General features: G+C 71.7%; 12 protein-coding genes. 8 read left to right on the top strand and 4 right to left on the bottom strand.

Annotation, left to right across the window (positions count from 1 at the left end):
- Positions 1 to 72 precede the first annotated feature (72 nt).
- Entirely contained in the window at positions 73 to 420 is a 348-nt protein-coding gene (locus JOY88_RS13270) for a hypothetical protein (protein WP_293503103.1), read from the top strand.
- Between the two features lie 46 nt (positions 421 to 466).
- On the opposite strand, the gene JOY88_RS13275 is transcribed toward JOY88_RS13270, so the two are convergent.
- Positions 467 to 1,021, bottom strand: coding sequence for a hypothetical protein (locus tag JOY88_RS13275; protein WP_293503104.1), 555 nt, complete (start codon positions 1,019 to 1,021; stop codon positions 467 to 469).
- Positions 1,022 to 1,706: 685 nt separating this feature from the next.
- Between JOY88_RS13275 and JOY88_RS13280 the strand changes: the two genes are divergently transcribed.
- A complete protein-coding gene (locus JOY88_RS13280) occupies positions 1,707 to 2,567 on the top strand; it encodes a hypothetical protein (protein WP_293503105.1) in 861 nt (286 codons plus the stop codon).
- A 7-nt stretch (positions 2,568 to 2,574) separates the two neighbouring features.
- On the opposite strand, the gene JOY88_RS13285 is transcribed toward JOY88_RS13280, so the two are convergent.
- Positions 2,575 to 3,192, bottom strand: coding sequence for a glutathione S-transferase family protein (locus tag JOY88_RS13285; protein WP_293503106.1), 618 nt, complete (start codon positions 3,190 to 3,192; stop codon positions 2,575 to 2,577).
- Positions 3,193 to 3,299: 107 nt separating this feature from the next.
- Here JOY88_RS13285 and JOY88_RS13290 point away from each other — a divergent pair, with 107 nt between their 5' ends.
- Positions 3,300 to 3,962 carry a Fe2+-dependent dioxygenase gene (locus tag JOY88_RS13290; RefSeq protein WP_293503107.1) on the top strand — a complete coding sequence of 221 codons (663 nt, stop codon included), beginning with the start codon at positions 3,300 to 3,302 and terminating at the stop codon, positions 3,960 to 3,962.
- A gap of 22 nt (positions 3,963 to 3,984) precedes the next feature.
- Here the strand turns inward: JOY88_RS13290 and JOY88_RS13295 are convergent, their stop codons facing one another.
- Positions 3,985 to 4,203, bottom strand: coding sequence for a hypothetical protein (locus tag JOY88_RS13295; RefSeq protein ID WP_293503108.1), 219 nt, complete (start codon positions 4,201 to 4,203; stop codon positions 3,985 to 3,987).
- Entirely contained in the window at positions 4,172 to 6,475 is a 2,304-nt protein-coding gene (locus JOY88_RS13300; protein WP_293503109.1) for an FdhF/YdeP family oxidoreductase, read from the bottom strand. The genes JOY88_RS13295 and JOY88_RS13300 overlap by 32 nt, the downstream gene beginning before the upstream one ends.
- A gap of 69 nt (positions 6,476 to 6,544) precedes the next feature.
- On the opposite strand from JOY88_RS13300, the gene JOY88_RS13305 reads away from it, so the two are divergent.
- The 5 genes from JOY88_RS13305 to JOY88_RS13325 all read left to right on the top strand — a co-directional run bounded on the left by JOY88_RS13305 (position 6,545) and on the right by JOY88_RS13325 (position 13,651).
- The gene (locus tag JOY88_RS13305; protein WP_293503110.1) at positions 6,545 to 7,882 is read left to right on the top strand and encodes a sigma-54-dependent transcriptional regulator; all 1,338 of its coding nucleotides are present in this window, start codon (positions 6,545 to 6,547) and stop codon (positions 7,880 to 7,882) included.
- Positions 7,879 to 9,249: a sensor histidine kinase gene (locus tag JOY88_RS13310; RefSeq protein ID WP_293503111.1), complete on the top strand. Its 1,371-nt coding sequence runs from the start codon at positions 7,879 to 7,881 to the stop codon at positions 9,247 to 9,249. The genes JOY88_RS13305 and JOY88_RS13310 overlap by 4 nt, the downstream gene beginning before the upstream one ends.
- 253 nt (positions 9,250 to 9,502) lie before the next feature.
- The gene (locus JOY88_RS13315; protein WP_293503112.1) at positions 9,503 to 9,652 is read left to right on the top strand and encodes a PEP-CTERM sorting domain-containing protein; all 150 of its coding nucleotides are present in this window, start codon (positions 9,503 to 9,505) and stop codon (positions 9,650 to 9,652) included.
- 114 nt (positions 9,653 to 9,766) lie between these two features.
- On the top strand, positions 9,767 to 10,798 hold the full coding sequence (locus JOY88_RS13320; protein WP_293503113.1) for a serine/threonine protein kinase: 1,032 nt from the start codon (positions 9,767 to 9,769) through the stop codon (positions 10,796 to 10,798).
- A 234-nt stretch (positions 10,799 to 11,032) separates the two neighbouring features.
- Complete coding sequence (locus JOY88_RS13325; RefSeq protein WP_293503114.1) at positions 11,033 to 13,651, top strand: O-antigen ligase family protein; 2,619 nt, start codon at positions 11,033 to 11,035, stop codon at positions 13,649 to 13,651.
- Positions 13,652 to 13,656: the final 5 nt, after the last annotated feature.

The following is a 13,656-nucleotide window of genomic DNA, read 5'->3' on the forward strand; positions in this document are numbered from 1 at the left end:
CGGGCCGGCGCAGCCGGCCCGCCCTGTGCCCGGCGGCCGCGCCGCCGGGACTCACTCCCCAAGGAGTACATGATGACGACACACCGCTTCTCCCCCGCCTTCCTGCTGGCCCTGGCCGCGATGGCCGGTTCCGCGCAGGCCGCCACGGTGGCCGCGCATGCCCGGGCCACCCCGCCCGCCGTGGCGCGCTCGCTGGCCCAGGGCCAGCGCATCGACGCCGAGCTGCGCCATGGCCGGCTGACGCTGATGCAGGCCAACGCGCTGCAGGACGCCCGTGCCATGCAGGAACAGCAGGCCCGCAGCCTGGCCGCCGGCCCGTCCGGCGTCGCGGCCGCGCTGGTGCTGAGCCACGAGCAGGACCGCCTGGACTGGGCCATCCATAGCGGCAACACGCAGTTCCTGTCGACGCACGGTTCCTGACCCGCACCTGGTAGCGCCCGCCTCACCCGGTGGGCCGGGCGCCACCTCAGAGCCGAATGTCCAGCGATAGATGCAGGGCTTGCGTGGAGCCCCGCCGCGGATCGGGGAAATAGCTCAGCCTCAGGCTGGTGGTTTCGCCCAGGCTGAAGCGCACGCTGGGAACGATGAGCGGCACCACGGGGCGGTCGTTGGAATAGGTCACCGTCCGCTCGAACTGGTAGCCCGAGCCATCCGGCAGCGGCACGGGCGCCGAGTCCTCGACGCTCAGCACCCGCCGCCCATAGCCGTTGACCAGGCCCAGCAGCAGCGAGAAGCGCTTCCGGTCGTCGATCTCCCACAGCCAGCCGCCGTAGGCGCTGGTACTGCGGTAGCTGTTGCGATACGCCCCCGCCACCCAGCCACTGCGCCAGTGCAGATAGAGGCCGGGATTGACGTTTTCGTAGCCTGAACGCGAGTGCAGGCTGACCATATGCAGGCCTATCAGGTCAGGCCTCAGATCCGAGGGGCCTTCCGTCGCCTGGGCACTGCCGGCCAGCATGGGAATCAACAGCGCCGCCGCCCGGACCGGGTGCAGCAATGGCAGGAGACAGGGAACCCACATTGAAATCGGCATCGTCAGAAAAGCAGGTAGGTCGAGTAGAGGAATCAGTGCCGGCCGGCAACACCGGTCCGCGGATCAGTATTTCGGCCAGCAGGCGCGGGCAGCCTCCGGCCCAGGGTGCGGCGCTGTCGCCGGGCCGTTCCCGTTAGGCCAGCATACGGCCCGCGACGGTCGCCCGCCGCTGTCGGCGAGGTCGATCAGCTGGGTACGGGACATCTGCTCGGCGCGTACGGCTGGCTGGCGACATGGCTTCGTGCGGGGCCGGCTTGCCAGATGACGGCTCGCCCCTTGAAACGACATCTGCCGCCACTAACCATGAAGTTATGAAGCGGCGCAATTCTGGGCAGCAGGCATTCACTTTCCACAAGGGAAAACAGCATGAGAACCTGTAAGTAGTTCACGCAAATGTTCAGCCAATGTTCAATGCCGAATGCTCGATATGCTCGCCGCAACTCGACAAGGAACCCCCGACTGACCATTGCCCGGCCTCAGGAGTGAAGCCGGCGATAGGACTGCCCGCAAGGACGCCCCAGCTAGGTTGGTTGAGCTCGTTGCGAGGACGACAACTCTCGACACTTGGCACTATCGGCCGTTCGGCCGCGAGTGCCGGCCGCATCGACCGCTTCGCCTACGGCTATTTGTTCGCGCTGGCGGTGGTGAGATTCAATTTCGCGGACTGAGCCCGATGACCCACCCCCGCTGGACCCTGCTGCTCGCCGCGCTGGCCGGCACCGCCGGCGTGGTCTACACGCTGCACGAGCCCGCCGAGCGCGCACCGGCCGCGGACCCGGCGCCCGGCGTGGCCGCGTTGCCGCTGCCCACGCCATTGCAGGTCAGTGCCGCCGGGACAGTCGCCCAGCCCTGGCCCGCGGCCGGCCCGCTCGCAGGCCGGCCCGCGCCGGCGGCCCCGCCGCCCCGCATCGGCTCGGAAGGCTACGGCCCGCACATCGAGCGCGCCCAGGCCAACGGTGACGCGGCCGCAGCCTGGGAGGCCGTGCAATGGCTGCGGCAATGCGCCTCGAACGAGGAGCGGCGCCAAAGCTACGAACTCGCGCGCGGCGAACGCATTCCGCAAGAAATGCTGACCCAGCTGATGCTTGAGGCCGACGCCGAAGGGCGCCTCTGCCAGACCGTCACCGCCCGGCACCGGGCCATGCTGCCGGACCTTGCCCTGCGGGCGATCCGGGGCGAAGTGCCGCATGCGGCCGTCGCCTTTGCGACGTTGGTCAGCCCCGGCGACATCGCGCCGGCTCTTCGCCAGGAAGTGGCCGACGCGCTGCGGCGCGATGCGAACGCCGGTCGACCGGAGAGCCTGCTCGGCGCATCGACGGACGGTGCCGCCTGGGGTCTGAGCGACGAAGAGAGGCTCGGCTATCTCGTCGCCTTCAGTGAAATGGACGGCAATGGCGGGCAAGCCTTGGTCAGGCAGTGGATCGCGCAGCGCACCATCCGGCTCAAAGCCGAACCCACGGCGCAGCAGCTATCCGCTGCGCAGGTCGCCGGCCAGCAGATCGTCGGCCGCGCGCGCGCCGGCAAGCCGCCCTGACGCCTGCTCAGGGCATCCCGTTCCCGACGTAGTCCGCGAACCCCGGTCGCCGGCCCAGCCGCTGCAGCCAGGCCTCAACGGCCGGCAGCTCGACGCGCGCGATGGGCGCGTTCTTCCAGCGCTGGGCGGACAGGCCAAGCACGATGTCGGCAAGGGTGAAGTCCGGTCCCGTGACGAAGGCACCCGTCCCGGCGAGTTGCCGGTCCAGCAGGCCCATGTGGCGGTTCCAGCTGTCGACGCTGGCGGCGATGGCCTCCGGCGTGGCGGGCTGGCCGCGCACCAGGGCCATGAAGGCCGTGCGCCAGGCGTTGTTCAGCTCGCCGGCCTGCCAGTCCATCCATTGCTCGACCCGGGCGCGAGCCTGCGCCTCGGCGGGCAGCAGCGCCGTTGCGCCGTGCCGGGCGGCCAGGTAGCGGCAGATGGCGTTGCTCTCCCACAGCACGAAGTCGCCGTCGATGAGGACGGGCACCAGGCCGTTGGGGTTCATCGCGAGGTACTCAGGCTCGCGGGGCGAGCGGAAACCCGCGCCCCAGTCCTCGCGGTCCAGGTCGAGGCCGAGTTGCGCGGCGGTCCACATGACCTTGCGCACGTTGATGGAGGTGAGGCGGCCGAGGAGTTTCAGCATGGCGGGCGCGCGGTGGGTGAGTGGGTCCGGCGATTGTGGCCGCGCCCGTCCAGATGCCATGCAGAATCGCAGCCCTTGCAGCCTCCTGCGCCGACAAAGGGTTCGCCATGTTCCAGATGGTCAAGGATGTGTTGACGGCCGCCGAGCTCCACGAGCTGACCCGGATCGCCGGCGCTCTGCAGTTCGTGGATGGCCGCGTCTCCAATCCGCACAGCCTGGCCAAGAACAACCTGCAGGTGGACATCGGCCAGCCCGAGGCGGGTCGCGCCGCGCAGATCGCCAACGCGGCCATCATGCGCAACGAGGAGATCCGCAACTTCGTCTTCCCCAAGCGGGTCGCCGCGCCGCTGCTGTGCAGGTACGACCCCGGCATGACCTACGGCGTGCACGCCGACTCGGCCTTGCTGCCCGTGCCGGGCGGGCCGCTGCGCTCTGACGTGTCGGGCACGCTGTGGCTCGGCGACCCCTCGAGCTACGATGGCGGCGAGTTACGCATCCACCTCGGCACCGAGGCCGTGACGATCAAGGGCGAGCCGGGCTCGATGAGCCTGTACCCGTCGACCACGCTGCACGAGGTCACGCCGGTGCGCTCGGGCCGGCGGCTGGTGATGATCACCTTCATCGAGAGCTATATCCCCGACCAGACCCAGCGCGAGCTGCTGTGGACGCTGAACGAGGTGAACGCGCTGGAGGGCTACAACATCACCTGGGAGAACCGCACGCGGCTGAACTTCATCAGCGCCAGCCTGCACCGCATGTGGTCGGCCTGAGGAAAAGCCGCCGGCAGCGCCGCTAGACGACCAGCCGCACCGTCCAGCGGCCCGCGTCGTCGCAGGCCAGCCGCACGAGGCCGGGACCGGCGACGCCGCCTATGCTGGCATCGGTCAGCCCGCTCAGCTCGCGCAGCAGCACGCTGACGCGCTGGTCCAGCCGCTTGGCGAGCCGCGCGAGCGCCACCGGCTCGCCGTCGGGCGCCAGCTCACGCAGCGTCTGCAGCAGCCGGGCTTGCATGCGCAACGAGCATGACCGGGATGGACTTCGACGTCGGCGTGCGCGCCACCCGCGAGAAGCTCTCCAGCGGCACGAGCGGATTCGTCTCGGGGTAATAGCTGGCGAGGCAGCCGCGCGGGATGTCGTAGGCGACCAGCAGGAAGCGCTCGGCGCGGCGCTGCTGCACTTCGGCGCCGCCCTCGGCGATGTAGAGGCTGGTGATGTCCACCCAGTCTCCGGCCTTCATGCCGAGATCCTCGATGTCGTCGGCATGGATGAAGACGACGCGGCGGTGGCCGTAGACGCCGCGGTAGCGGTCGTCGTGGCCGTAGATGGTGGTGTTGTACTGGTCGTGGGAGCGCAGCGTCGTCAGCGTGAAGACCCGCGCGTCGCGCTGGCGCTCGGCAACGCGTCGCTCGACCAGGTCGGTGGGCAGCGCGTGCGTGCTGAAGCTGGCCTTGCCGCCGGGCGTGGCCCAGACGCGCTCGCTGGCCGTGTTGCGCAGGCGGAAGCCGCCAGGCTGTCTGATCTTGTCGTTGAAGCCGGCGAAGTCCGGCAGCACGGCCTCGATCTTGTCGCGGATGGCGGCGTAGTCTCCGGCGAGCGCCAGCCAGGGCGTGCGGCTTTTCGTCAGGGTGGCGGCGGCCATGCGCGCGACCAGCATGGGCTCGGAGAGCAGGTGCTCGCTGGCCGGCGCGTTCATGCCCGAGGACAGGTGCACCATGCTCATCGAGTCCTCCACCGTGACGCCCTGCGGCCCGCCGGCCTGCACGTCGATCTCGGTGCGCCCCAGCACCGGCAGCACCAGGGCCTTGCGGCCATGCACGACATGGCTGCGGTTGAACTTGGTCGTGATGTGCACGGTCAGCTCGCACTGGCGCAGCGCCCGCCACGTCGCGGCGGTGTCGGGGGTGGCGGCGGCGAAGTTGCCGCCCATCGCGATGAAGACCTTGCCCTTGCCGTCCAGCATGGCCTGGATGGCGCCGACGGTGTCGTAGCCCGGTTCGCGCGGCGGCTCGAAGCCGAAGACCTCGCCCAGGCGGTCCAGGAAGGCCGGCGCGGGCCTCTCGTAGATGCCCATGGTGCGGTCACCCTGCACGTTGCTGTGGCCGCGCACCGGGCAGGCCCCGGCACCCTCGCGGCCCAGGTTGCCGCGCAGCAGCAGCAGGTTGACGATCATCTGGATGGTCGCCACCGAATGCCGGTGCTGGGTGATGCCCATGCCCCAGCAGGCGATGACGCGCTCGCTGCCCGCGTAGAGGTCGGCGGCCTGCACGATCTGCGCGTGCGTCAGGCCCGAGGCCTCGACCAGCGGCTCCCAGGGCTGCTCGCGCAGCTCGGCCGCGAAGGCGTCGAAGCCTTGCGTGTGCTCGGCGATGAAGGCCCGGTCCAGCGCACCGGTCTCGACGACGCGCTTGCACATGCCCTTGAGCAGCGCGAAGTCGCCGCCCACCTTGAGCTGGAAGTAGTGGCTGCTGATCGGCGAGTCGCCCAGCGTGGTCATCTCCAGCGCGTTCTGCGGGTCGGCGAAGCGCTCCAGGCCGCGCTCGCGCAGCGGGTTGAAGCTGAGGATGCGCGCGCCGCGCTTGCGGGCCGCGCGCAGCTCGCCCAGCATGCGCGGATGGTTGGTGCCCGGGTTCTGGCCGAACACGAGGATGCAGTCCGCCCGCTCGAAGTCCGCCAAGGTCACCGTGCCCTTGGCTACGCCGATGGTGGGCTTGAGCCCCGCGCCGCTGGGCTCGTGGCACATGTTGGAGCAGTCGGGGAAGTTGTTGGTGCCGTACTCGCGCACGAACAGCTGGTAGAGGAACGCCGCCTCGTTGCTGGTGCGGCCCGAGGTGTAGAAGATGGCCTGGTTGGGGTCGGGCAGCGCCTGCAGCTCGCGCGCGACCAGCGCAAAGGCGTCGTCCCAGGTGGTACGCCGATAGCGATCCGTCTCGGCGTCGTAGACCATGGGCTCGGTGAGGCGCCCCGTCGCCTCCAGCTCGTAGTCCGACGCCTCCGCCCATTCGCTCAGGGTCTTCGCGCCGATCACCTCCGGCGTCGCACGCCGCGCCGTCGCCTCGGCCGCGACGGCCTTGGCGCCGTTCTCGCAGAACTCGAAGGTGGAGCGGTGGTCGCGGTCGGGCCAGGCGCAGCCCGGGCAGTCGAAGCCGTCGGCCTGGTTGGCGTGCAGCAAGGTCTTCGCCCCCTTCACGGCCACGCCCTGCTCGTTCAGATGCCTGGCGACGCTCTTCAGCGCGCCCCAGCCACCGGCGGGGCCGTCGTACAGCTCGATCTTTTGTTCGCTCATCTTCCAGTCATCCATTCCGCCAGGTCCAGCGCGGCGCGACTGGGCGAGGGCTTCAGTATCCTGCGCGCCATGCGACGAGTTCTGATCATCGACGACCACCCCGGCGTGGGCCAGGCACTGGAGCTGCTGCTGTCCCTGCACGACATCGAGGCCAGCGTGGCCACCAGCCCCGAGGAAGGCCTGGCGCTGCTGGAGGCGCGGCCCTTCGGCCTCGTCATCCAGGACATGAACTTCACGGCCGACACGACGTCGGGCGAGGAAGGCGAGCAGCTGTTCCGCGCCATCCGCGCCAGGCGCCCCGACCTGCCGGTCATCCTGCTGACGGCCTGGACGCGGCTGGACGCCGCCGTCGCCCTCGTCAAGGCCGGCGCGGCGGACTACCTCGCCAAGCCCTGGGACGACGCCAAGCTTCTGGCCACGGTGGAGAACCTGCTGGAACTGGGCGAGGTGAACGGCGAGATCGCCCAGCTGCGCGAGGCCCGGCGCGAACGGCATGCGGCGCTGCTGCGCCGCCACGACCTGGCCGGCCTGGTGTTCGGCTCGGACGCGATGCTGAGCCTGCTGGAGCTGTCCGGCCAGATCGCCGCGGCGCCGGTGCCGGTGCTGATCACCGGGCCCAACGGCGCGGGCAAGGAGCGCGTCGCGGCCTTCGTCCATGCCAACTCGGCCGCCAGGGACGGCCCCTTCGTCGCGCTGAACTGCGGCGCGCTGCCGGCCGACCTCATCGAGGCCGAGCTGTTCGGCAGCGACAGCGGCGCCTACACCGGCGCGGCCAAGGCGCGCATGGGCCGCTTCGAGGCGGCGGACGGCGGCACGCTGTTCCTGGACGAGATCGGCAACCTGCCGCTGGCCGGCCAGGTCAAACTGCTGCGCGTGCTGGAGACGGGCCAGTTCGAGCGCCTGGGCTCCAGCAAGACGCGCCAGACCCGCGTGCGCGTGCTCAGCGCCACCAACGCGGACCTGCGCGCCATGGTCAAGGCGGGGACCTTTCGCGAGGACTTGTTCTACCGCCTCAACCTCATCGAGCTGAAGCTGCCCGCCCTGGCCGAGCGCCGCGACGACGTGCTGCCGCTGGCCGAGCACTTTCTGGCCGGCCGCGCGCGGCTGGGCGAGGCGGCGCGCGAGGCGCTGCTGGCCCACCGCTGGCCGGGCAATGTGCGCGAGCTGAAGAACGCACTGGAGCGTGCAGCCCTGCTGTGCCAGGGCAGCGAGATCACGCCAGCGCTGCTGGGGCTGGAGGACGCTGGCGGCAACGGCGCCTGGCGAAACCTCGACGAGCCCAGCCGCGAGGCCGTCACCGCGGCGCTGGCCGCGGCCGGCGGCATCGTCAGCCGCGCGGCCAGCCAGCTGGGGCTGTCGCGCCAGGCCCTGTACCGGCGACTGGAACGCTACGGGATCGCGCCGTGAGCTGGCTGCAGCCGCTGTCGCTGCGCACGCGGGCCATGCTGGCGCTGGCGCTGGCGGCGGTCGTGCCGCCACTGGTCATCCTCGGCGTGCGCAAGGTGGGGCTGGATGCGGGCGTCGCCCTCGCCGCCGCGGTGCTGGTGATGCTGCCGCTGATCGGCTGGCTGGCGGCGTTCTGGCTGGCGCCGCTGCTGCGGCTGACGCGCGCGCTGGAAGGCGCCGTGCTGAGCTACCGCGACGGCGACTTCAGCCTCAACCTGGCACCCAACGGCCCGCAGGAGCTGGCCGGGCTGACGCGGCTGCACGCAGAACTGGGCCTGGCCCTGCGCGAGCAGCGCCAGCACCTGACGCAGCGCGAGCTGCTGCTGGACACCATCGTGCAGAACACGCCGGTCGCGCTGGTGCTGACCGCGGCGAGCGAACGCATCGCCATCGCCAACCTGGCCGCGCGCCAACTGCTGGGGGACGGCCGCAGCCTGACCGGGCTGGACTTCCCCAGCGTCATCGCGGCCCAGCCGGAGACGCTGCGCGAGGCCCTCGCCGGCGACGGCGACCGGCTGTTCGCGGTGACACTGCCCGACGGCTCCGAGGAAACCTTCCACCACAGCACCCGGGCGTTCCGGCTGCAGGGCCAGCCGCACCGGCTGCGGCTGCTGCGGCGCATGACGCGGGAACTGTCGCGCGCCGAGGTGGCGACGTGGAAGCGCGTCATCCGCGTGCTCAGCCATGAGCTGAACAACTCGCTGGCTCCGATCTCGTCGCTGGCCCACAGCGGCGCCGAGCTGGCGCGGCGCGGCAACATCGAGCGCCTGCCCCAGGTGCTGGCCAGCATCGGCGAGCGCGCGGAGCATCTGCACGGCTTCCTGTCGGGCTATGCGCGCTTCGCCAAGCTGCCGGCGCCGCGCCGCCAGGCGGTGGACTGGTCGGCCTTCCTGGCCCGCATGGCCACGCTGGGCGAATTCCGCATCGACGGCCCGCTGCCCGAGCAGCCCGGCTGGTTCGACCCAGCGCAGATCGAGCAGGCCTTGCTCAACCTGATCAAGAACGCCCACGAATCGGGCAGCGACCCCGACGAGGTGGCGCTGCGCCTGCGCATGGAGGGCAGCGAGCTGCGCATCGAGGTGCTGGACCGCGGCCCCGGCATGAGCGAGGCGGTGCTTGCCCAGGCCCTGCTGCCGTTCTATTCCACCAAGCGCTCGGAGCCCGGCTCCCAGGGCGGCGCCGGCCTGGGCCTGGCGCTGGTGCGCGAGATCGCCGAGGCCCACGACGGCCGTATCGCGCTGGCCAACCGTGACAACGGCGGGCTGCGCGTGGCCATCCGGCTGCCCAGCGTCCCGCCGACCGGGGATGGCAGGCCCGGCAGTCCGTGAAAGACTGGCCGTCTTCAGCAACGGCCAATCGACGAACTCCGGCGGCAAAGGTCCGCCGACGATCAACAAGACGTCATCGGCGGCTACAGCTTCAGCTATGGCACGGCGCTCTATCTGAGGTCGGGGCTGGTCACCAGCATCTCCGGCAACGGCGCGGCCGACTTCTCCGACGCCGCGCAGTTCACCGGCATGAGCCTGCCGCAGGACGCCACGGTCCATGTGATGTCCGGCGTCAGCGCGGCGGACTACGGGCATGGCCTTCGCGGGCAACGGCAACGGCACGATCTGCGAGAACCTGGCCTGCGCCGACGGCGGCTTGCCGCCCATCCCGGAGGCCGGGACCTATGCGCTGCTGCGGCCCGGCCTCGGCGTCATCGCCTGGGTGGTGCGGCGCCGCCGCTGAGCCCCGGCGGGCCGGCGCCGGTCGGCTGGCGCCGTGAGCGAATGCGCGGCGGAGCCCGGTTTGCGGCGCAGGGGGGATGGTGGCACCCTGGGGCCACCCCTAATATGCTGCGCCATGCGCATGCCCAACCTGTCACTGCCGCCGCCGGCCGCCGCCGCTCCGCTGGAGGAAGGGCAGGCCCTGGGCGTGTGGCGGCTGATCCGGCCGCTGCTCGACGGCGAGCTGGCGCATGCGGGCCAGTGGTACAGCGCCCACCATGCGCTGGCCACCGAGCAGCAGGCCGCCGTCCTGGTGCTGGACCGCAGCGACCAGGGCGCCGGCGTCATGCTGCGCTACGCCGACCAGGCCGGCGACCTCGCCAAGCTGCAGCACCCGCACATCGCGGTGCCCAGCGACAGCGGCGTGACGCCCGACGCCCACCCTTATCTGATCCTCGAAGGCATGCATGGCGAGCCGCTGCTCCCTCGGCTGCAGCAGCTCGACCTGCGCAAGCGCGTCGAGCTGCTCGTGCAGCTGTGCGAGGCGCTGCGCACGGCCCACCAGCAGGGCTGGCTGCTGGCCGAGATCGACCCGTCCATGATCTGGCTGGACCCCGACGGCAACGTGCGCCTGATGGGCCTGGGTCTGGCCCGCATCCCCGACCCGACCGACCCCTTCGACCGCGGCCTGAGCCTGGGGGCCTCGCCGGCCTTCATCGCGCCCGAGCGCCGCAACGGCGAACCACCCAGCCTGGCCAGCGAGGTCTACGGCCTCGGCGCGCTGTGCCGCGTCTTGGTCTGCGGCTGGGAAGACACGCCCAGGGGCCTGGCGCCGCTGCGCAGCGGCGCCGGCCAGCAGTGGCCCCTGCTGAAGGAGGCCCAGCAGGCCAGGCTCGACACGCTGCTGCGCGCCGCCATGGCCGAGTCGCCCGAGCTGCGCACGCGCGGCGCCGAGGGCCTGGCCGACGAATTGCGCGAATGGCTGGGACTGAGCCCGCCGCGCAGCGCACTGGCGCCGGCCGAGCCGGCGGCGCCCAAGCCTGCGGCCTGGTGGCGGCGCTGGCTTTGGCTGGGCGCCGCGCTAGGCCTGGGCCTGCTGGCCATGGCCGCGCGCATCGTCGAGCCGACCGAGCCGACCGCCAGCTCCCAGCACCAGCCCCGCGGCTGAGCGCCGTCCCCGGCGTGGCACCGGCAAACGACCGGCACCGCCGGGTTGGGGGGATTGTGTGGGGATGCACGCCGCGCGGGCCTCGGCAACAATGCGAGCCCCCATCCCGGAGGTCCTCATGGCCCCTTCGCTGCGCGCGATGCCGATTGCCGCCTGCAACGCCCCGCCCCCGGCCGCCGCGGCCACCGGCGACATGACGACCACGGTCGTCCCCGGCCCGCGGTGGCAACACTGATGGCGGCCGTCGGTACCCAACCCGCGCGCACGGGCCTGCTGGGCCTCGGCGAACTCAGGATCATCCTGCCGGGCACGCGGCTGCAGTGGCTGGCCCTGGCGGCGGGCCTGGGCCTGGGCTGCATCGGCGCCGAGCTGGCCTGGCACCATCCGCTGTCCGGCTCGCTGGCGCTCGCGGCCTGGAGCGCCATGGTGCTGCTGGCGGCGCTGTTCTGGATCAAGACGCCCCTGCTGCTGCTGGCACCGCTGCCGCTGCTCGGGTTGGCGCCGTGGAGCGGCTGGATCACCTTCGAGGAAATGGACCTGCTCGTCACGGCCTGCGGCTGTGGCGGCTACCTCGCCTACGCGCTGCAGCTGAATGCGCGCGACCGGGCGCCCGCCTGGCGCCATGCCCTGGCCTACTCGCCGGTCGTCGTCGTGCTCATCCTCGCGCTGGCGCTGTCCGCCGCCTGGAGCATGAAGCGCGGCTTCGCCGACGCCGGCGGCTTCACCTTCGGCTGGTTCCAGGGCTACCACGAGGCGATGAACTCGGTGCGCAATGCCAAGGCCATCTTCCTCGTGCTGGCCCTGCTGCCGCTGTGGATGGCCGCCGCGGCCGCGCGGCCGCGGGGCTTCTCGCGCGGCCTGCTGCTGGGCCTGGTGCTGGCGCTGGCCGGCGGCAGCGCCGCGGCACTGTGGGAGCGCCTGGCCTACACGGAGCTGCTGGACTTCTCCACCGACTACCGCACGACGGCGCTCTTCTGGGAGATGCATGTCGGCGGCGCCGCGCTGGACGGTTTCCTCGTGCTGACCCTGCCCTTCGCGCTGCTGGCGCTGCTGCGCACGCGCTCGCCCTGGCACTTCGGGGCCGGCCTGGCCATCGTGCTGCTGGCGGCCTATGCGATCCTCACGACCTTCTCGCGCGGCGTCTACCTGGCGCTGCCGCTGGCGCTGATCCCCATGGTGCTGCTGGCCGACGCCCAGCGCCGCCGCGCGGCGGCCTCGGGGCCGGAAAGCAGCCACATCGACGGCGAGCAGGGCGCCGTCGACGCCCCCATGTCGCGCCCGGCCAAGCTCGGCGCCCTGGCCATGGCTGCGGCCTTCGCGCTCGCGGCGGCCCTGGTCTTCGGTGGCGGCGGCTACCGCGGCCTGCTGGCGCTGTTCTTCGTCATGGTGGTCTTGCTGAGCATGCCGGCCAGCCTGTGGCTGCCGCCGCTGGGCCAGCGGTTGACGGCACTGCTGATGGGCGGCCTGCTGGCCCTGCTGCTCGGCGGCGCGAGCTGGGCGCTGTCGCTGGCCGTGCCCAAGGCGGCCTATGTGCTGCATGCCGTCGCCCTGGCGTGCTGCGCGCTGCTGCGCTGGCGCGACGCGCCGGGCCAGGCGCGCCCCATCTACGTGCTGCTGGTGTCGACCTGCTGGTTCTGGCTGCTCGCGACCATGGTCATCGTCGCCGACTACTGGGGCGGCACGGCCGGCCGCTGGACGGCCCTGGCCGCCGGTTTCGCGCTGGCGGCCATCTGGGCCGCCATGCTGCTGGAGCCGCGGCTGTGGCCGCTGCAGGGCGCCGGCAGCGCCGGCAAGGCCGGCTGGCGCAAGCGCGCCCTGCTGGTGGCCGGCCTGCTGCTGGTCATGGCCGTCGTCGCGGCCCTGGGCGGCGGCGCCTACCTGCGCGACCGCGTCGCCAGCTGGAAGGAAGACGGCCAGACCCGGCTGACGCATTGGCATGAAGGCCTGGGGCTGCTGCATGGCGGGCGGCAATGGCTGCTCGGCAAGGGCTCGGGTCGTTTCGTGTCCAGCAATTTCTATGAGGGTCCGGCCAGCGCCCAGATCGGCGACTACCGACTGCGCACCGGGGAGGCCGAGAGCTATCTCGCGATGGCCGCCGGCAAGCATTTGCTGGGCCAGGGCGAGCAGTTCCGCATCAGCCAGCGCATCGCCGCCCCCGCGCCCGGCCCGGTGACGCTGCAGGTCGTCAGCCGCACGGCGGCGGACGCCCACCTGATGATGCAGATCTGCGAGAAGAACCTGATCTATCCGGACAACTGCAGCACCCTGGAGGTGCTGCTCAAGCCGCTGCGGCCCGAGGGCACGGCCGAGGACGCGCCCGCGCCGACCGGCATGGGCGCGTGGCAGACCGGCCAGTACCAGCTCGGCCCCGTGCCCGCCCTCGGCGGCGACTGGTGGGCACCCCGCTTCGTGACCTTCTCCATGGCCCTGGACACGCGCGGTGCGCGCGTCGACATCGGCCGCATCGCCATGAAGGACGCCCAGGGCCGCCAGCTGCTGCAGAACGGCGACTTCAGCCACGAGATGGCGCACTGGTTCTTCTCCAGCGACCGCAACCACCTGCCCTGGCACATCAAGAACGCGGCCCTGCACGTGTTGTTCGAGCAAGGCCTCGTCGGCCTCGCGCTGCTGGGCGGCGCCTACCTGCTGGCCCTGGTGCGCCTGAGCTTCGGCCGCGGCCGCGACCATCCGCTCGCGCCGGCCATCGTCGCCGGGCTGATCGGCTTCGGCGCGGTGGGCGCCTTCGACAGCCTGCTGGATGCGCCGCGCATCGGCTTCCTGTTCTTCACGCTGCTGCTGCTGGGCCTGGGCCTGAGGGCCTTGCCCGGGGAGGGCGTGGCAAGGGTGGCATGATGCGC

It is taken from the genome of Roseateles sp., from assembly GCF_019237615.1.
GTDB lineage: Bacteria > Pseudomonadota > Gammaproteobacteria > Burkholderiales > Burkholderiaceae_C > Pelomonas.

What these genes read in the sequence shown, in the direction of transcription:
- JOY88_RS13295 (WP_293503108.1), bottom strand. Translation starts at nt 4,203, where the DNA reads ATGCAAGCCCGGCTGCTGCAGACGCTGCGTGAGCTGGCGCCCGACGGC.
- JOY88_RS13285 (WP_293503106.1), bottom strand. Translation starts at nt 3,192, where the DNA reads ATGCTGAAACTCCTCGGCCGCCTCACCTCCATCAACGTGCGCAAGGTC.
- JOY88_RS13320 (WP_293503113.1), top strand. Translation starts at nt 9,767, where the DNA reads ATGCGCATGCCCAACCTGTCACTGCCGCCGCCGGCCGCCGCCGCTCCG.
- JOY88_RS13275 (WP_293503104.1), bottom strand. Translation starts at nt 1,021, where the DNA reads ATGTGGGTTCCCTGTCTCCTGCCATTGCTGCACCCGGTCCGGGCGGCG.
- JOY88_RS13300 (WP_293503109.1), bottom strand. Translation starts at nt 6,475, where the DNA reads ATGAGCGAACAAAAGATCGAGCTGTACGACGGCCCCGCCGGTGGCTGG.
- JOY88_RS13315 (WP_293503112.1), top strand. Translation starts at nt 9,503, where the DNA reads ATGGCCTTCGCGGGCAACGGCAACGGCACGATCTGCGAGAACCTGGCC.
- JOY88_RS13325 (WP_293503114.1), top strand. Translation starts at nt 11,033, where the DNA reads ATGGCGGCCGTCGGTACCCAACCCGCGCGCACGGGCCTGCTGGGCCTC.
- JOY88_RS13305 (WP_293503110.1), top strand. Translation starts at nt 6,545, where the DNA reads ATGCGACGAGTTCTGATCATCGACGACCACCCCGGCGTGGGCCAGGCA.
- JOY88_RS13280 (WP_293503105.1), top strand. Translation starts at nt 1,707, where the DNA reads ATGACCCACCCCCGCTGGACCCTGCTGCTCGCCGCGCTGGCCGGCACC.
- JOY88_RS13270 (WP_293503103.1), top strand. Translation starts at nt 73, where the DNA reads ATGACGACACACCGCTTCTCCCCCGCCTTCCTGCTGGCCCTGGCCGCG.
- JOY88_RS13290 (WP_293503107.1), top strand. Translation starts at nt 3,300, where the DNA reads ATGTTCCAGATGGTCAAGGATGTGTTGACGGCCGCCGAGCTCCACGAG.